This window comes from Thermoflexus sp., assembly GCF_034432235.1.
Lineage (GTDB): Bacteria > Chloroflexota > Anaerolineae > Thermoflexales > Thermoflexaceae > Thermoflexus.
In genome coordinates this window covers 1-16,971 of the sequence record NZ_DAOUCJ010000073.1, presented here as the reverse complement: position 1 = coordinate 16,971, position 16,971 = coordinate 1, and the positions used below count along the sequence as shown (strand labels likewise).

Sequence of the window (16,971 nt, the reverse complement as noted above, 5' to 3'; positions counted from 1 at the left end):
TGTGCCGCGCGCGGTGTGGCGGGCGACCCACATCCTGGCCGATTCGGAGTCCACCCGCCAGGATCTCATCCGCCTCTGGGGGGTGCCGCCGGAGCGGGTCACGGTGCTTTACAGCGGGGTCGAACCACGCTTCCGCCCCGTTGAGGATCCAGCGCAGCAAGCCCGGGTGCGGACGCGCTATGGGCTGGGGCCGTGGCCGTTCGTGCTCACGGTGGGCACGGTGCAGCCCCGCAAGAACTACCCGCGCCTGATTGAGGCCTTCGCGATCCTGGTCCGCGAAGAGATCTTCCCCCAGGGCCATCTGGTGATCGTGGGGGAACAGGGCTGGAAAGCCGAAGGGACCTTCGAGGCGATCCGGCGCTCCGGGCTGGCGGATCGCATCCACTGGCTGGGCTTTGTGGCCGATGAGGACCTGCCGGCCCTGTATTCCGCCGCCGCGGCCTTCGCGCTGGTTTCCCGCTATGAGGGCTTCGGGCTGCCGGCCCTGGAGGCGATGGCGTGTGGGGTCCCGGTGGTGGTTTCGCGAACCTCCTCATTGCCGGAAGTGGTCGGCGAGGCGGGGGTGCTGGTGGATCCGGAATCGGTGGAGGATATCGCGCGGGGGCTGCGCGCCGTGCTGGAGGATCCCGAGCGGCAGGCCCGGTTGCGGATGGCAGGCCTGGAACGGGCCCGCCGGTTCACATGGGAGGCTGCGGCCCGGCGCTGGCATGAAGTCGTCGAGCCGTTGTTGCAGGAATAGGCTCCTATAATGGGGAAAAGGGGCTCTTCCCGGTGAACATTCCCTGGATGAGGCGAGGCCGGCATGGCGCGACGGGCCTTTGTGCTGAGCGGGGGCGGGAACCGCGGTCCGCTCCAGGTCGGCGCGTTGAAGGCGCTGCTGGAGCACGGGATCGAGCCGGATCTCCTGGTGGGAACCTCCGCCGGGGCCATTAACGCCGCCGCTCTGGCGGCGGAGCCCACCATCGAAGGCGTGGAACGCCTGGCCGTGGCGTGGCAGAGCGTCCGCCGCAAAGACATCTATCCAGGCAATCGGCTCACGGTTCTATGGCGCCTGCTCACCCACCAGGATAGCCTGTTCGATGGATCAGGATTGCGGCGGGTTCTGCAGGCCCACCTCCCCCCAGGTGTCCGCACGTTCGGGGATCTCCAGCGGCCCTGCTATGTCACAGCCGCGGATTTGCGCACCCAGCGCCTGATCCTTTTCGGCGACGATCCCTCCGCGCCGTTGCTGGAAGCGGTCCTGGCCAGCGCGAGCGTCCCGGTGATCCATCCGCCGGTGCGTTTCCGGAACATGCAGCTGGTGGACGGCGGGGTGGTTGCGGTGGTGCCGATCACCATCGCCCTGGAGAAGGGGGCGGAGGAGCTTTACATCCTCGATCTGAGCTTCAGTCCTCAGGTGCTTCCCCCGCGGCGGGGGCTGGTGGAGATCGCCATGACCGCCTATCAAACCCTGCTGAGCGAGCAGATCCTGGACGACCTGTATGACGCACTGCAATCCCCTGCGACGGTGCATCACATCTGCCTGACCGCCTTTCGGGAGATCTCTTTTCTGGATTTCTCCCGGACGGCGCAGATGCTGGAGGCGGGCTATGAGGCCATGCGGCGCTATCTGGCGGATCCCCGGCCGAATCAGGTTTGTGAAGTGACGGCCGAGAGCATACGGGCTCTGGCCGCGCCGGCCATCCCGGGCGGAGGCCGACCTTATCTCCCTCCACAACGTCGGCGGTTGCTTCATTTGAAGACGCCAAAGGGTTGAGAGGCCGCGTTGCGGGTTTTCCCGGGGGCTCTGGATCTGTTCAAGACTTACGCGAACGGAGGCCCTCATGGTTTACATCGCTGTGGATCTCGGGGGGACGAACATCCGGGTTGCTCGCTGCAATGCGGAGGGACAAATCCTGGCCCGGGTGGGATACCCCACCCGGGCGGAAGAGGGTGTGGAGGCGGTGATCGCCCGGATCATTCACGCGATCCAGGAGGTCTGGCCCGCGGATGAGCCGGTGGAGGCGATGGGGGTGGGCGTTCCTGGTCCCCTCGATCCGCACACCGGGGTGGTGCTCACCGCGCCCAATTTGGGGTGGGAGAACGTCCCCCTGGCCGATCGCCTTCGGAGCCAGTTCCACGTGCCCTGTTTTGTCGGCAACGATGCCAACCTGGCTGCGCTGGGGGAGTGGCAATATGGGGCGGGTCGCGGCCATGAGCACATGGTGTATCTGACGATCAGCACCGGCATTGGGGGAGGAGTCATCACCCACGGCGTGTTGCTCGAGGGCGCCCACGGGCTGGGGGCGGAATTAGGTCACATCGTGGTGGAAGCGAAAGGGGGGCCGCGCTGCGGCTGTGGGCAGACCGGGTGTCTGGAGGCCGTGGCCTCCGGGACGGCCATCGCCCGCATGGCCCGGGAGGCGTGGGCGCGGGGCGATCCTGTCCCCTGGTCGGATCCTTCGGGGGTCACAGCAAAGGACGTTGCGGAGGCCGCCGCCCGGGGAGATCCGATCGCCGGGGCCATTATGGATCGAGCGGCGTTCTATCTGGGCGTGGGGATCGCCACCTTCTGGCACATCTTCAACCCTACCCTGATCATCCTGGGCGGCGGCGTGATGAAGGCCGGGGACTGGTTTCTGGAGAAGATCCGGGCCTATGCCCGGGAGCGCGCCATGACGCTGGATTATGTGACGCCCATTGTCCGGACCGCCCTGGGAGACCATGTCGGGCTGCTCGGGGCCCTGGCTTATGCCCGGATGCGATACGCCCAGGGATCGCCGGCATAATCTCCTGCTCCGGGGGCTTCCGGAGCCGCCGAACGCCGTCTCCCTCCCCGAAACAGGGGAAGGGACCCCTCCCCCGGCCCCTCCCCGTTTCGGGGAGGGGGGATTTTCAGTCTCCCCCTTCCCTCGTAGGGAAGGGGGCCGGGGGGTTGGGTCTTAAGGGATTTCTCCCTGGAGCTGTTTCCAGTCCTCCGGGGTATTGATGTTGCGCCAGGAACGGCCCTCCGGGTCCACCGCGCGCCAGATGGAGGGGGCAAGATAGCGCACCCGGATCGCCGGATAAAAGGCCAGCATCGCCCGTTGCCCGCAGGCCAGGGCGGAGGCGATGGCATTGAGGCAGGAGGCCCGATACAGCGCGTGCAGCGGCTCCGGGCGCCCCTGGTCATCCAGCGGGACGACGGCATCGGCTTCCCCGCGCTGCTCGAACATCCATTCCACCACCCGCGGATCCACCAGGGGCATATCGCACGCCATGGCGAAAGCCCATTCATGGCGCGCGCTCAACAGGCCGGACCACAGCCCTCCCAGAGGGCCAACTGGTGGCAAGGGATCGGGGACGAGGCGCGCGTTGAGGCCCTGAAAGGGTTTGAGGTCGGGAGCGATCAGGATCACATCGTCGGAGATCGGGCGGAAGCGATCGATCAGATCGGCGATCAGCGGACGTCCCCTCCAGTCCAGGAAGGCCTTGTTCCTTCCCATCCGGCGGCTCTGGCCGCCGGCCAGGATCAGCACGCTATACATCGCGCCCTCCTTCTGGACCGCTGGCTTCAGCCGACACACCGCCCCGCGGGCAGGGCCGATCCCGGGTCCTGCCCGATAGCGGGTGTTCCTCTGGGGAGAGCGAAGAAGGAAGGGCGCGCACTCATGGGCGATCCCGGTTGATCCGATCGCGCTTTGGGGATGGCGGGGCAGGGAACGAAGCCGCCTGCTCCACCGCCTCAAACCCTTTTAATCGATGCTTTGACAGGCCCGAACGGCTTTCTCTATAGTATAGTAGAGTATATCCATTCGTGAGGAGGCGAACCATGTTCGGACGATCGAAGCCGGAGAAAGCGCCCGCAGCTCCCAGGCCGGCCAGCCCGGGCACGCCGGTGGAGACCGTGCTGGGCCCGACCTGTGTGATGAAAGGCATGCTGCAGGGCGATGGGACCATCCGGGTAGAAGGCGTGTTCGAGGGCTCCATGGAGATCAGCGGCAATCTGATCATCGGCGAGAACGCGCGGGTTCGGGCGGAAGTGCGGGCGACCAATGTCTCGGTGGCCGGCATTCTCATGGGGAAGATCCATGCCTCTGGCCGGGTGGAGATCCTTTCCACCGGAAAGGTCTGGGGGGAGATCAACGCGGGCTCCCTGGTGATCGATGAAGGCGGATACTTCCGGGGCCAATCGGTGATGCCCGGCGCGGAGCCGGAATTCCCGATGCTGGAGGCCCCTCGCGCGGAATCGGCTGAGCGGGGAGGGAAGGTGATCGACCTCGGCGCGCGGGAGGACACGCAGGGCATGTAAACGCGAAGATCCGGGGGATGGGATGTCGAAGGCTCTCCCCTGCGGTGCAGGTCCTATTCTGGAATATTTGACTCGCTTCGGCTGGAGGCAGGGTTATGCCTGTGATCGCTGTGGTCGGCGCGTTGTGGGGAGATGAGGGAAAGGGCCACATCGTCGATCACCTGAGCCGCGACGCGGAGATCGTGATGCGGGTGCAAGGGGGAGATAACGCGGGCCACACCGTGGTGAACGAATACGGAACGTTCCGCCTCCATCTCGTGCCCTCTGGAGTTTTCCAGCCGGGAACCACATGTATCATCGGCGCAGGGACCGTGGTGAATCCCGATACCTTGCTTCAGGAGCTAACAGAGCTCGAGGCCGCCGGCGTGGATACCTCCCGCGTGTGGATCTCGGATCGGGCGCATCTGGTCTTCCCTTACCATCGCCAGCGGGATGAGCTGGAGGAGCGAGGGCGGGGCGATCGCCCCCTGGGCACCACGCGCCGGGGCATCGGCCCGGCTTACAGCGATAAGGCCGCCCGGATCGGCTTGCGGATGGGCGATCTCCTCCATCGGGACTGGCTCCACCGGCGCCTGCAGGAGACATATGCGGCGATCTCCGCGCGCATAATCGCGTTGAAGGGGGATCCCCCTCCTCTGGAGGAGCTGATCGACCGATGTGAGATGTGGCGGGAGCGCCTGAGGGATCGGATCATCGACACCATCCCGGTGCTCCAGGACGCCATCCGGCGGGATGCCCGGATCCTCCTGGAGGGGCAGCTGGGGGCGATGCGGGATCTGGACTGGGGCGTATATCCCTATGTGACCTCATCGAACACCCTGGCCGGCTACGCGGTGGTTGGCGCGGGGATCCCCCCCCATGCGATCCGGGAGGTGATCGGGGTGGTGAAAGCCTTTGCCACCGCCGTGGGGGAGGGCCCCCTCGTGACTGAAGTGCACGGGGAGCTGGCCGAACGTCTGCGGCGGGGCGGCCCTCCGGAAGGATGGGAGTTCGGGGCGACGACCGGACGCCCTCGCCGGTGCGGCTGGCCGGATGGGGTGGCGTTGCGGCACGCCGCCTGGCTGAACGGCTTCACGGCTCTGGCCGTCACCAAGCTGGATGTCTTAGATGGGCTGGAGGAAATCCCCCTCTGTGTGGGATATCGCCTCCCATCCGGGGAGATCCTCACCCACGTCCCCGACACGCCGGTTCTGGAACAGGTGACTCCGGTCTACGAGCGCCTGCCGGGATGGTCCGGCCCTACCTCCACCGCGCGGCGATGGCAGGACCTCCCGGAGGCGGCGCGAGGGTATTTGCGCCGCCTGTCGGAGCTGGCCGGCGCTCCCGTGCGCTACGTCTCCGTGGGCCCTGCCCGGGACCAGATCCTGGAGATCGAGGACGGCGCGTTGCGGTAAGCGCGTGCTGCGCCCTGGACTCTGGGACAAACACGCGGGATCGGGGGGAATGGCGCCTCGGGGATCGAAGCCGAACGACGAATGTCCGGCTTCGGCGATCGCGATACCACGGAAGGGAAGATCCAGATCCTCCCTTCGGATGGAGCCCGGGATGTTTACCCACGAGACCTTTCTTTCCCCCTTCACCTGGCGATATGGAAGCCCGGCGATGCGCCGGATCTGGTCGGAGGCCTACCGCCGGCGGCTGTGGCGGCGGGTGTGGATCGCGCTGGCCCGCGCGCAGATGGCCGCCGGCCTTGTCCGCCCGGAGCAGGTGGCTGACCTGGAGGCCCATGCCGGGACCATCGACCTGGAGCGGGCGGAGCAGATCGAGCGGGAGATCGGGCACGATCTCATGGCCGAGCTCCTTACGTTCGCCGAGCAGGCCCCCCGGGGTGGCCCGGTGCTCCATCTGGGCGCTACATCGGCGGACATCGAGGACAATGCCGATGCGATTCGGATTCGGGAAGCCCTGGATCTGATCGGCGATCGCCTGCGGGAGGTCCTGGAAGCGCTGGCGGACGCTATCGAGCGATGGGCCGAAGTTCCCTGTATGGCCTGGACTCATCTCCAGCCGGCCGAGCCTACGACCGTGGGTTATCGCCTGGCCCTCTATGGCCAGGATCTCCTGATAGATTGGGAGGAGATCTCCCGCTGCCGGCTCGCCATCCGGGGGAAAGGCTTCAAAGGGGCGGTGGGAACCAGCGCCTCCTATGCGGCGTTGCTGGATGGGACCGGTATGACGCCTTCCCAGATGGAAGAGCGGGCGATGGCGGAGCTGGGCCTGGAGCCGTTCCGGGTGGCCGGTCAGATCTATCCGCGCAAACAGGACTGGCGGGTGCTGGTGGCCCTCGCGGGGCTGGCCATGTCGCTTTATAAGATGGCCTTCGATCTGCGCCTGCTGCAGTCGCCCCCCTTCGGTGAATGGTCGGAGCCCTTCGGCGCCCGTCAAGTGGGCTCCTCGGCGATGCCCTTCAAGCGGAATCCGATCCTCGCCGAGCGGATCAACGCCCTGGCTCGCTATCTGGGGGCGCTTCCCTCGATGATGTGGGAAACCGCCGCCCACTCCCTCCTGGAACGCACCCTGGACGATTCGGCGATCCGGCGGATCCTGTTGCCGGAGGCCTTCCTGGCCGCCGATGAGATCCTCCGGCTAACGCTTCGCATCCTTCAGGGCATGGAAATCCACGAGGAAGCGTTGCGGCGCAATCTGGAGCGTTACGCCCCCTTTGCCGCCCTGGAGCCGGTCCTCATGGCGGCGGCCCGTGCGGGCGCGGATCGCCAGGCGCTCCACGCCCGCCTGCGGGATCATGCCATGGCCGCATGGGAGGCCGTGCGGTCCGGCGCCCCCAACCCATTGATGGAGCGCCTGATCGCGGATCCGGAGATCACCCGCTGGCTCTCCCCGGAAACCCTCCGGCGCCTGATGGCCATCCATACCCATATCGGGGATGCCCCGGAACGAGCGCGGGCGATGGCCCAGGAGATCCGAAGGGCGATCGCCGCCCCTCATCGCCCCTTCATCCGGTGAGGGGAGGGGGACCCCTCCCCGAGGTGGGGAGGGGGATTTCAGGCTCCCCCTTCCCTTGTAGGGAAGGGGGCTGGGGGGTTAGGTCTGGCATGGGAAAATTATAGAGAGCGATACGCCCTCTCCGGATGATGGCTCGCCATGCCGGGTGCTCGATGCCTGGGAATCCATCGCGTGGATGAGGGGAGGGGAGAGATCGGATATGGAGCGCTTTCAGCTGGTGGCGCCCTTTGAACCCACCGGAGATCAACCGCAGGCCATCGAGAAGCTCGTCGAGGGCCTGCGGAAGGGATATCGTTATCAAACGTTGCTGGGGGCGACGGGGACGGGGAAGACTTTCACCATCGCCCATGTCATCGCCCGTATCCAGAAGCCCACGCTGGTCATCAGCCACAACAAGACCCTGGCCGCGCAGCTCTACGCGGAGTTCCGCGAATTCTTCCCTCACAACGCAGTGGAATATTTCGTCAGCTACTATGATTACTATCAGCCCGAGGCGTATATCCCCCAGACCGACACCTACATCGAGAAGGAAACCAGCATCAATGAGGAGATCGAGCGCCTGCGTTTGGCGGCCACCCAGGCCCTGTTCACCCGGCGGGATGTGATCATCGTCGCCTCGGTTTCCTGCATCTACGGCATTGGCAACCCCCACGATTGGGGCCAGGTGGTCATCCGACTGCAGCGTGGCCAGGTCCGCCGCCGCGATAACCTGTTGCGCCACCTCGTGGACATCCAGTATGCGCGCAACGATGTGGATTTCCGACGGGGGACCTTCCGGGTCCGCGGGGATACGGTGGATGTCTTCCCCGCTTATCAGGATACGGCGATCCGGATTGAGTTCTGGGGGGATGAGATCGAGCGCCTCGTGGAGTTCGACCCGCTCACCGGGGAGGTTCTCCGTCTCCATGAAACCGTGGAGATCTATCCGGCCAAGCACTTCGTGACCCCCGAGGAGAAGCTGCGTCGGGCGATCGCCTCCATCGAACAGGAGTTGCATGAGCGGCTGGAGGAGCTTCGATCCCAGGGGAAGCTCCTGGAAGCGGAGCGGCTCCGCCAGCGCACCCTGTATGACCTGGAGATGCTCCGCGAGGTGGGCTACTGCCACGGCATTGAGAACTACTCCCGCCATCTGGACGGGCGGGCGCCCGGCGAGCCGCCCTGGACCCTTCTGGACTACTTCCCGGATGATTTTCTGGTGGTCATCGATGAATCCCATATGACCATCCCACAGTTGCGCGGGATGTATCACGGCGATCGCTCCCGGAAGGAGACCCTGGTGGAATACGGGTTCCGGCTTCCATCGGCGCTGGACAACCGGCCGCTCACCTTTGAGGAATTCGAACAGCGGGTCCGCCAGGTGATCTTCATGTCCGCCACCCCCGGGCCCTATGAGCTGGAGAAGTCCGAGCAGGTGGTCGAGCAGCTGATCCGCCCGACCGGCATTCTGGATCCGGTGGTGGAGGTGCGGCCGACCAAAGGCCAGATCGAGGATCTCATCGGCGAGATCCGCAAACGCGTCGCCCGGGGCGAACGGGCGCTGGTCACCACCCTCACGAAGCGCCTGGCGGAGGAGATCTCCGATTACCTGAACGAAATGGGGATCCGCACCCATTATCTCCACGCGGACATCGAGACCCTGGAGCGGGTGGAGATCCTGCGGGATCTCCGGCTGGGGGTTTACGATGTGGTCGTGGGGATCAATCTGTTGCGCGAAGGGCTGGATCTCCCCGAGGTCTCCCTGGTGGCGGTCCTGGATGCTGACAAGGAGGGCTTCCTGCGCAGCGAGACGGCACTGATCCAGACCATCGGGCGGGCAGCCCGCCATGTGAACGGGACGGCCATCCTCTACGCGGATACGATCACCGATTCCATGCGCCGGGCGATCGAGGAAACCAACCGCCGGCGGGCGATCCAGGAAGCGTATAACCGGGCCCACGGGATCGAGCCCCGCTCGATTGTGAAGGCCGTGCGGGATCTCACGGATCGGGTGCGGGAGATGGTGGCCGAGGAGCAGGGGGCGCCCGAACAACGATGGACGATGCCGAAGGACGAGTTGCAGCGCCTCATCCGGGCGCTGGAGAAAGAGATGAAGCGGGCCGCTCAGGCCCTGGAGTTCGAGAAGGCGGCTGCCCTGCGGGATCAGATCTTCGAACTGCGCGAACAATTGCGGATGATCGAGCTGGCGGAAACCCCACCGGAGGCCAGGCTTCGCCGGCTGGTCGAGCTGGAGCGGATCGCAACCGAGGAGGGAGAAGAGGGAGTCGCTCCTGGGCCGGGGAAATCCCCGCAGGCCTCCGGACGGCGGAAGGGACGATCTTCCCATCCCCGCTGAGGGAGATCGTAGGGCAACTGCGGGCAGTTGCCCGACAGGGGAAGGGACGATGGCTCGCTCCAGACACGTCATGATCATCTACAATCCGGCCGCCGGCCCCCGGGAGATGCTTCGGGAGGTCCAGGCGGTGGCCCGTAAATGGCAGGAGGAGCGCGGATGGTCCGTCCTCCTACGGATCACGGAGCGTCCGGGGATGGCTACCGATCTGGCCCACGAGGCTGCCCTGGAGGGATTCGAATGGGTGATCGCCGCGGGGGGAGACGGCACCGTCAACGAGGTGGCGAACGGCCTGGTCGGAATGCCGGCCGCTCTGGGCGTCCTGCCGGTGGGGACTGGCAACGTATGGGCCAGGCAGCTGGGCCTCCCGGTTTACCCTCTCGTCCATCCGCTTCGGATTCAGGTGGCTGCGCATCTCCTGGAGGCCGCGCGGGAACATACGATTGACGTGGGGAGGGCCAACGGTCGTTACTTCCTTCTGTGGGCGGGCATCGGTCTGGATGCGCAGGTGGCCCAGCAGATGGAACCCCGGACCCGGAACACCAAGCGTTTGGGGGCCCTGGCTTACCTGATCGCCGCCGCCATGATCGCCAGGGATTTCCCGGCCATGCGGGCCACGGTCATCGTGGATGGCCGCCGCCGGGTGAAGGGGCGCACCCTGGTGGTTCTGGTGGCGAACGCCCAGCTGTATGGGGGCCTGGTGCGCATCGCCCCCCAGGCCGTGCTGGACGATGGATATCTCAACATTTGCGTGTTTCGGGGGATGGGGCTGCCGTGGGCGATCCGCCATTTCTTCAACGTCTTCGGGGGGCGCCATCTCCAGGATCCGGCGGTCAAATTCTTCGTCGGGCGTCACGTGGTCGTCGAGACCCGCCCGGTTGTCCCGGTCCAGGTGGATGGGGAACCCATTGGCTATACCCCCATGGCCTTCGAGGTCGTCCCCCGATCCCTGCGAATCCTGGTTCCACCGACGGCCCCTGCGGGCCTGTTTCAGGAACCATAACTCCTCTTCCCGGGCGCTCGCACCTTCATTCGTAAACGGCCTCTACCTCGATCTCCGCGCCGAGGGCCTGAATGGTTTCCACGAAACCCGGGAAGCTGTCGGCGATGCAGGCCGCATCCTCCACGAGGGTTTCCCCATCGGCGATCAACCCGGCGACCGTGAGGGCCATAGCTAAGCGATGATCCCCATGGCTGTGGACAACGGCCCCGCGCAAAGGAGTGGGCCCATAGACGGTGAAGCCATCCGGATGCTCCTCGATCCGCGCGCCCATACGGCGCAGTTCCATGGCGATGGCGGCGATGCGGTCGCTTTCCTTGACGCGCAATTCCGCCGCATCGCGGACCCGGGTGATCCCCTCCGCCTGGGTGGCGACCACGGCGAAGATGGGGAACTCATCGATCATCCGGGGAACCATGGCCCCTGTGATTTCGATCGCCTGCAGGCGGCTGGCCGCCGTGGCCTGCAGGCGCCCCACCGGTTCCCCGCCGGCTTCGCCCTCCGGGATCACCTGGATCGGCGCGCCCATCTCCTGCCATGCGTCCACCCATCCCAGACGTGTGGGGTTGAGCAGGACCCCGGGGATCTGCACCCATGAGCCCGGAACCAGCAAGGCGGCCGCGATGAGGAAGGCCGCGGAGGACGGATCGCCGGGGATGGTCAGGGAAACCGGCCGCAATCGCTCCGTCGGCTCAATGGTGACGGCGTTTCCATCCCGTTGGATGGAAACGCCCATCGCCCTGAGCAAGCGTTCGGTGTGATCCCGCGAGGGAGCGGGCTCGATGACCGTCGTCGGGCGATCCGCGTAAAGCCCGGCCAGGAGGATAGCCGATTTCACCTGAGCGCTGGCGATGGGGAGCTCGTAGCGGATGCCCTGGAGCGAGCCACCGCGCACATAGACGGGCGCGTGCCCCTCCGTGGTAATGACTTCCGCGCCCATCTGGCGCAATGGCCGGGCCACCCGCTCCATCGGGCGCCGGGAGAGCTGAGGGTTCCCTACCAGCGTGCTGGGGAAGGGGAATCCGGCGAGCATCCCCATCAGGAGCCGCATCGTGGTCCCGGAGCCGCCGCAATCCAGAGGGCCAGGGGCCGGCCGGAATCCCTTCAGGCCGCCGCCGTGAACGATCAGGTGCTCCCAGGCGGGCCGCTCCACATCAATCCCCAGGGCGCGGACACAACGGAGGGTCGCCTCACAATCGGCGGCCGGAAGCCAGCCCTTCAGCTCAGAGACCCCATCGGCCAGGGCTCCAAACAGCAGCGCCCGGTGGGAGAGGGATTTGTCTCCCGGGACGTGCATGGTGCCTTTCAATCGAGTCGCTGGTCGGATCCGCAATCGCATGATGTGCCTCTGGACCCAGGGCTTTATCCGGTTGTGTTCGAGCTTCGGGGGGTTCCTCCACGCCATCGCAAGATCGCTCCGGATGGCGTTTCCGCAAGGCCCATCTGCCCTTCCACCTGCCTTCCGCTGGAGTCGCTTATAATTTTATGCGAACCATTTCGATCGAAAGGGGTGGCGATGGAGCGCAAGCCCAAACCCTATACCGTCGCTGAGATCATGACCTCCCCCGTGGTGACCGTCCCCCCGGATATGCCCGTGGAGGACGCGTTGCATCTGATGGTTCAGAAGGGCATCTCCAGCGTGGTGGTGGAGCCGGAAGGACCTCACGGGACGTGGGGGATCATGACCAAGCGGGATATCCTGAAGAAAGTGGTTGCCGCCGATCGGCCCCTGAAAGGACTGAAGGTCCGGGATCTGATGAGCGCGCCTCTGATCACCGTTTCCCCGGATACCACCATCCGGCAGTGCTCCCTGATCATGCTGGACGCCAACATCCGGCGGGCGGTGGTGATGCAGGATGGGAAGCCTGTCGGTATCGTGAGCGACACGGACATCTTCCAGGCGGTGGAGGAACGGGGGTGGGGCCCGGATTGAGCGCCCAGGCTCCCCGGCCCGTCCGGGTGCGGCGGCTGACAGCGGACGGCCGGTTGCGTGTGGTTTACGCCGGGCGTCTCACCCGCGCGGCTCCCGAGGCGCTGGTGGTGGAGGCCTTCTGGGAGCGCCCTCCGCTGGATCTGGGTTACGTGCGTCTGGAACCCCAGGATCGGTTCGTTGAGTATTTCTTCCCGGGCCGCTGGTTTGTGATCTATGAGATCCATAGCCATGGGGACGATCGGTTAAAGGGCTGGTATTGCGACATCACATATCCCCCGCAGGTCTCGGAGGATGAGATCGAGATCCGGGACTTGGCGCTGGATCTCTTCGTGACGCCGACGGGGGAGGTTCTGGTTCTGGATGAGGAGGAGTTTGAGGCGTTGAGCTTGCAGGAACGGGATCCACAGGCCTACGCGTCCGCGCGGGAAGCCCTTCGGGATTTGATGGGAAAGGTTCACCGACGAGAGCCTCCCTTCCATCAAATTTCATCGCGCGGATTTTGAACAGGATCCACATGCTTCACCCTGTAAACCAGGAGGGCAGCCATGGCTTACGGATATGCGGGCCGTATTCTCCACGTGGATCTTACGGAAGGCCGCCTGTGGGTGGAGACGCCGCCGGAATCGTTTTATCGCACCTATATGGGCGGCAGCGCGATGGGGCTTTACTACATCCTGCGAGAGATGCCTCCAGGCGTTGATCCCTTTGATCCCCGCAACATCCTCACCCTCTTCCTCAGCCCCCTCACTGGGGCGCCGATCTCCGGGCAATCCCGCCTGATGGCGAACGCCAAATCCCCCCTCACGGGTGCCATCGGGGATTCCCAGAGCGGGGGTTTCTTCCCGGCGGAGCTGAAATACGCGGGGTTCGATGGGCTGGTGATCCGGGGCCGCGCCCCCAAGCCCGTTTATCTCTGGATCCATGACGGCGAGGCCGAGCTGCGGGATGCCGCTCACCTGTGGGGTCGGATCACCGGCGAGGCGGAGCGGATGCTTCAGGAGGAGCTGGGGGACGATCAGATCGAAATCGCTCAGATCGGGCCGGCCGGCGAGCGTCTCGTTCGTTTCGCAGCGATTATGAACATGTCCAATCGGGCCAACGGCCGCACCGGGATGGGGGCGGTGATGGGCTCCAAGAACCTGAAGGCCATCGCTGTTCGGGGCCGTCGAAGGGTGGCGATCGCGGATCCGAAGGCGCTGGCGGAGCTGGCTCAGTGGGGAGCCCGCCATATCGAGGACAACCCCGATGTCCAGGGGTTGGCCCTCTATGGGACGGCCAGCGTAGTCGCCTGGCAGCAGATGGCTGGCACTTTGCCCGCTTATAACTACAACGCCGGGCAATTCGAGGGTTTTGAGAAGATCACCGGCGAACGGATGGCCGAAACGATCCTCAAAGAACGCGACACCTGCTATGCCTGCGTCGTCCGCTGCAAGCGGGTGGTGGAAACGGAATGGAACGGCCGAAAGGTGGATCCGTTCTACGGCGGGCCGGAGTATGAAACCATCGCGACCTTCGGCTCCTATTGTGGGATCGATGATCTGAATGCGATCGCCCTGGCTAACCAGATGTGCAACCAGTATGGGGTAGACACCATCTCCTGCGGGGCGACCATCGCCTGGGCGATGGAGTGTTTCGAGAACGGGGTCCTCACCGAGGCGGAGATCGGCTTCCCGCTGCGCTTCGGCGACCCGGAGGCGATGCTCCGCCTCCTGGAGATGATCCTGAAGCGGGAGGGCATCGGCGATGTCCTGGCCGAAGGCTCCGCCCGGGCTGCCGACCGGCTGGGGAAGGGCCATGAGTTTCTGATCACCGTGAAGAACCAGGAGGCCCCGGCCCACATGCCCCACGCCAAGCGCTCCCTCGGCCTGATCTACGCGGTGAACCCCTTCGGCGCGGACCATCAATCCAGCGAACATGATCCCATGTATGAGGAAGGCGCCTCGGATCTCTACCTCCAGCGCCTGGCGCTCCTGGGTCTGACCCAGCCCCAGCCTCTGTACAGCCTGAGCGATGAGAAAATCCGCTTCGCTTATCTCACCCAGCTGTTCTATTCATTTCTGGATTCAGCAGGATTGTGCCAGTTCGTGTATGGCCCGGCCTGGACCCTCTACGGGCCTGAGGAGACGGTGCGGATGGTCCGCGCGGTGACCGGCTGGACGGATTTCACCCTGGAGGAGCTGTTGCGGATCGGGGAGCGCCGTCTGAATATGCTGCGGTGGTTCAATGCGCGGGAAGGCCTGGATCGCCGGGCGGATCAGCTTCCGAAGAAATTCTTTAAAGCCCTGCAGGGAACAGGCCCCACCGCCGGCATGGCCCTGGATCGGGAAGCCATGGAGCGAGCCCTGGATCGCTATTACGAGCTGGCGGGCTGGACCCGGGAAGGGGTGCCTGCGCCGGAGAAGCTTCGAGAGCTGGGGCTGGAATGGTTGCTGGAGCAATAGACGGGGCTCCGCGCTTTGCATGGCGTGGGCCATCCGGAACGGCCCACGCCATGGGAGAAGCGATGCCTGTGGGAGGATCTTCCATCGAAAGCGAGGAGCGCCCATGGCTTCCACGATGGACCACGTGGCCTATCTAACGGGGACCATCGGACCCCGGGGAAGCACCACGGACGCGGAGCGGAAAGCTGCGGAATATGCCGTCCGCGTGTTCCGGGAGCTGGGGCTGGAGCCACGGGTGGAGCCTTTCGTGAGCGCCACCTCGGCATGGCGTCCTTTCGCCATCGCCACCGGGGGGATGCTCCTGATGTTCCCGGTTTTCTTCATCGGCGGCCGATGGATCGCCGCCCTCGGCCTCTTCCTGCTGGTCCTCTGCACGGCGCTGGAGCTCACCTTCACGCCGAACCCCCTCCGATGGCTGGTTCCCAGGGGGCGAAGCCAGAACGTCTATGCCATCCTGCCGCCGGCCGGGCCGGTCCAGCAACGGGTGATCCTGTGTGGTCATCTGGACACCCATCGCACGCCGTGGGCGTTTTCCTCCCTTCGAGCGCTGGCGATCTACCGGATGCTGGTGACCCTGGGGCTTCCTGGGGCAGTGGGGATCGGGGGTCTGTTTTTGATCGGCGCGATCACCGGGAACCCGAACTGGGGCCTGCCGGCGCTGCTGCCGGGGCTGCTGCTCGCCGCGGTCTTTGCCATCGCCGTCCAGGCGGACCTCACGCCCTACACGTGCGGCGCGAACGACAACGCCACCGGCGCCGGGATGGTCCTGGCGCTGGCGGAGCGGCTTCGTCGGGAGCCCCTTCAGCGCACGGAGGTATGGGCGCTGTGCACGGGTTGCGAGGAAGTCGGCGCCTATGGGGCCGCCGCCTTCATCCGACAGCATGCAGACCTCGGGCGCCCCATTTTTATCGTCCTGGACACCCTGGGCGGTCCCGGGAGCGGCCCATGTTATCTGGTTCAGGAGACGATGCTGTGGCCCCTGCGCAGCGACCCGGAGCTGCTCGCGCTGGCCGATGGGATCGCTCGCAGCCATCCGGAGCTCGGCGCCTATCGCTGGCCGAACTTCCGGGGCGCCTACACCGATGGGGCGCCGGCCGTTCGGGCGGGCTGGCGGGTTCTCCCTTTCGTCAATTTGCGGCCGGACGGCGTGCTTCCCCACTGGCATCAGCCATCGGACGTATATGAGAATGTGGATCCGGAGGTAGTGGCCCGCACAGAGGACTTTGTGTGGAAACTCTTGCGGGCGATCGATGCGGGTTTAGAGGATCGGGGAGGGGCGGCGGCCCCGTAGCGGTCTCGATGGGGAAGGGGCCGTTACCCCGTTCCGACCCCCTGAGCCGGCTCCTGGTGATCCCCTCGGATGGCTGCGCGGATGACTTCTGTGCCCAGCCGTAGCTCACCCCCGCGCCGATCAGAGCTCCAAATCCGATGACCCCGCACCAGGGGCAATGCCCGCTGGGATCGGTGTAGTGCAGGGGGTTGTTGTAGACATAGGCATACCGGTTGAGCGCCTGGGGGTTCCCGGGCTCCGGGACAATGGGATCCGGTTGGATGAACCGTCCCAACACCGGGTCATAGAAGCGAGCCCGGTAATCATACAGGCCCAGCACCCCCTCCCACCGCTGGCCGGTGAAGCGGCGGTCGGTGGGGAAGAGGCCGCTCTCCCATCCAATGACATTGCGGGGAAGGCCGCGAAGGAATTACAAGCCCGGCTATGCCGTTGTTAAGGCGCATCTTCTTCCCACAACTCTGGGGTGGAGCGGATGTCTTCCCAGATCACCCGCACCACCTCCTCCAGCGGCGTGTCCGGAGGAAACTCCTTCGTCTTCTTCGGATCATACACCAGCCACCCACCCTTAGAAGGGCCTGACATGGCTACGATGATCTTGTCTTCCAAAAAGCCTAGGTGATACGCACGGGCCTTTTTGGCAAACGGACGCCAGCTCTTGAAACCCGCTGCTTTGGCTACAGATGAAGTGGATTTGATTTTCTTTAGCCATCGCCGAAATTCTTCCGGGTCCTCGGGAACCTCCA

At 65.4% G+C, this 16,971-nt stretch carries 15 protein-coding genes and 1 pseudogene; 12 read left to right on the top strand and 4 right to left on the bottom strand.

Going from position 1 to position 16,971, the window contains the following annotated elements; translation table 11 throughout:
• The 3 genes from VAE54_RS08720 to VAE54_RS08710 all read left to right on the top strand — a co-directional run.
• Window positions 1-739: glycosyltransferase family 1 protein (locus VAE54_RS08720; RefSeq protein ID WP_322801570.1), on the top strand; the 739-nt coding region annotated here is incomplete at its 5' end.
• 63 nt (window positions 740-802) lie between these two features.
• Window positions 803-1,756 carry a patatin-like phospholipase family protein gene (locus tag VAE54_RS08715; protein ID WP_322801569.1) on the top strand — a complete coding sequence of 318 codons (954 nt, stop codon included), beginning with the start codon at window positions 803-805 and terminating at the stop codon, window positions 1,754-1,756.
• A gap of 67 nt (window positions 1,757-1,823) precedes the next feature.
• The gene (locus VAE54_RS08710) at window positions 1,824-2,768 is read left to right on the top strand and encodes an ROK family protein (RefSeq protein ID WP_322801568.1); all 945 of its coding nucleotides are present in this window, start codon (window positions 1,824-1,826) and stop codon (window positions 2,766-2,768) included.
• 153 nt (window positions 2,769-2,921) lie between these two features.
• Here the strand turns inward: VAE54_RS08710 and mobA are convergent, their stop codons facing one another.
• Window positions 2,922-3,506, bottom strand: a complete 585-nt coding sequence (gene mobA / locus VAE54_RS08705) for a molybdenum cofactor guanylyltransferase (protein ID WP_322801567.1) — start codon at window positions 3,504-3,506, stop codon at window positions 2,922-2,924.
• 284 nt (window positions 3,507-3,790) lie between these two features.
• On the opposite strand from mobA, the gene VAE54_RS08700 reads away from it, so the two are divergent.
• From VAE54_RS08700 to VAE54_RS08680, 5 genes are all read left to right on the top strand, one after another.
• Window positions 3,791-4,270, top strand: coding sequence for a polymer-forming cytoskeletal protein (locus tag VAE54_RS08700; protein WP_322801566.1), 480 nt, complete (start codon window positions 3,791-3,793; stop codon window positions 4,268-4,270).
• 95 nt (window positions 4,271-4,365) lie between these two features.
• Window positions 4,366-5,664: an adenylosuccinate synthase gene (locus VAE54_RS08695; RefSeq protein ID WP_322801565.1), complete on the top strand. Its 1,299-nt coding sequence runs from the start codon at window positions 4,366-4,368 to the stop codon at window positions 5,662-5,664.
• A gap of 151 nt (window positions 5,665-5,815) precedes the next feature.
• Window positions 5,816-7,234, top strand: coding sequence for an adenylosuccinate lyase (gene purB / locus VAE54_RS08690; protein ID WP_322801564.1), 1,419 nt, complete (start codon window positions 5,816-5,818; stop codon window positions 7,232-7,234).
• A 199-nt stretch (window positions 7,235-7,433) separates the two neighbouring features.
• Complete coding sequence (uvrB, locus tag VAE54_RS08685; RefSeq protein WP_322801563.1) at window positions 7,434-9,566, top strand: excinuclease ABC subunit UvrB; 2,133 nt, start codon at window positions 7,434-7,436, stop codon at window positions 9,564-9,566.
• 49 nt (window positions 9,567-9,615) lie between these two features.
• Complete coding sequence (locus VAE54_RS08680; protein ID WP_322801562.1) at window positions 9,616-10,566, top strand: diacylglycerol kinase family protein; 951 nt, start codon at window positions 9,616-9,618, stop codon at window positions 10,564-10,566.
• Between the two features lie 25 nt (window positions 10,567-10,591).
• Here the strand turns inward: VAE54_RS08680 and aroA are convergent, their stop codons facing one another.
• On the bottom strand, window positions 10,592-11,902 hold the full coding sequence (gene aroA / locus VAE54_RS08675) for a 3-phosphoshikimate 1-carboxyvinyltransferase (protein WP_322801561.1): 1,311 nt from the start codon (window positions 11,900-11,902) through the stop codon (window positions 10,592-10,594).
• A gap of 177 nt (window positions 11,903-12,079) precedes the next feature.
• On the opposite strand from aroA, the gene VAE54_RS08670 reads away from it, so the two are divergent.
• The 4 genes from VAE54_RS08670 to VAE54_RS08655 all read left to right on the top strand — a co-directional run bounded on the left by VAE54_RS08670 (window position 12,080) and on the right by VAE54_RS08655 (window position 16,228).
• Window positions 12,080-12,496, top strand: a complete 417-nt coding sequence (locus VAE54_RS08670; RefSeq protein ID WP_322801560.1) for a cyclic nucleotide-binding/CBS domain-containing protein — start codon at window positions 12,080-12,082, stop codon at window positions 12,494-12,496.
• Window positions 12,481-12,999: a DUF402 domain-containing protein gene (locus tag VAE54_RS08665; protein WP_322801559.1), complete on the top strand. Its 519-nt coding sequence runs from the start codon at window positions 12,481-12,483 to the stop codon at window positions 12,997-12,999. Before VAE54_RS08670 ends, VAE54_RS08665 begins: the two co-directional genes overlap by 16 nt.
• Window positions 13,000-13,041: 42 nt before the next feature.
• The gene (locus tag VAE54_RS08660) at window positions 13,042-14,937 is read left to right on the top strand and encodes an aldehyde ferredoxin oxidoreductase family protein (RefSeq protein WP_322801558.1); all 1,896 of its coding nucleotides are present in this window, start codon (window positions 13,042-13,044) and stop codon (window positions 14,935-14,937) included.
• Between the two features lie 103 nt (window positions 14,938-15,040).
• A complete protein-coding gene (locus VAE54_RS08655) occupies window positions 15,041-16,228 on the top strand; it encodes a M28 family metallopeptidase (RefSeq protein WP_322801557.1) in 1,188 nt (395 codons plus the stop codon).
• Window positions 16,229-16,397: 169 nt separating this feature from the next.
• On the opposite strand, the pseudogene VAE54_RS14620 reads toward VAE54_RS08655, so the two are convergent.
• A pseudogene (locus VAE54_RS14620) lies at window positions 16,398-16,610 on the bottom strand (RHS repeat-associated core domain-containing protein); the annotation flags it as partial.
• A gap of 50 nt (window positions 16,611-16,660) precedes the next feature.
• Window positions 16,661-16,971, bottom strand: a 311-nt coding sequence (locus tag VAE54_RS08650) for a hypothetical protein (protein WP_322801556.1), incomplete at its 5' end; no start/stop codon positions are given.

Bases quoted from the DNA above. Each gene is read 5' to 3' on its own strand.
- VAE54_RS08715 (WP_322801569.1), top strand. From the start codon at position 803: ATGGCGCGACGGGCCTTTGTGCTGAGCGGGGGCGGGAACCGCGGTCCG.
- VAE54_RS08710 (WP_322801568.1), top strand. From the start codon at position 1,824: ATGGTTTACATCGCTGTGGATCTCGGGGGGACGAACATCCGGGTTGCT.
- mobA (WP_322801567.1), bottom strand. From the start codon at position 3,506: ATGTATAGCGTGCTGATCCTGGCCGGCGGCCAGAGCCGCCGGATGGGA.
- VAE54_RS08700 (WP_322801566.1), top strand. From the start codon at position 3,791: ATGTTCGGACGATCGAAGCCGGAGAAAGCGCCCGCAGCTCCCAGGCCG.
- VAE54_RS08695 (WP_322801565.1), top strand. From the start codon at position 4,366: ATGCCTGTGATCGCTGTGGTCGGCGCGTTGTGGGGAGATGAGGGAAAG.
- purB (WP_322801564.1), top strand. From the start codon at position 5,816: ATGTTTACCCACGAGACCTTTCTTTCCCCCTTCACCTGGCGATATGGA.
- uvrB (WP_322801563.1), top strand. From the start codon at position 7,434: ATGGAGCGCTTTCAGCTGGTGGCGCCCTTTGAACCCACCGGAGATCAA.
- VAE54_RS08680 (WP_322801562.1), top strand. From the start codon at position 9,616: ATGGCTCGCTCCAGACACGTCATGATCATCTACAATCCGGCCGCCGGC.
- aroA (WP_322801561.1), bottom strand. From the start codon at position 11,902: ATGCGATTGCGGATCCGACCAGCGACTCGATTGAAAGGCACCATGCAC.
- VAE54_RS08670 (WP_322801560.1), top strand. From the start codon at position 12,080: ATGGAGCGCAAGCCCAAACCCTATACCGTCGCTGAGATCATGACCTCC.
- VAE54_RS08660 (WP_322801558.1), top strand. From the start codon at position 13,042: ATGGCTTACGGATATGCGGGCCGTATTCTCCACGTGGATCTTACGGAA.
- VAE54_RS08655 (WP_322801557.1), top strand. From the start codon at position 15,041: ATGGCTTCCACGATGGACCACGTGGCCTATCTAACGGGGACCATCGGA.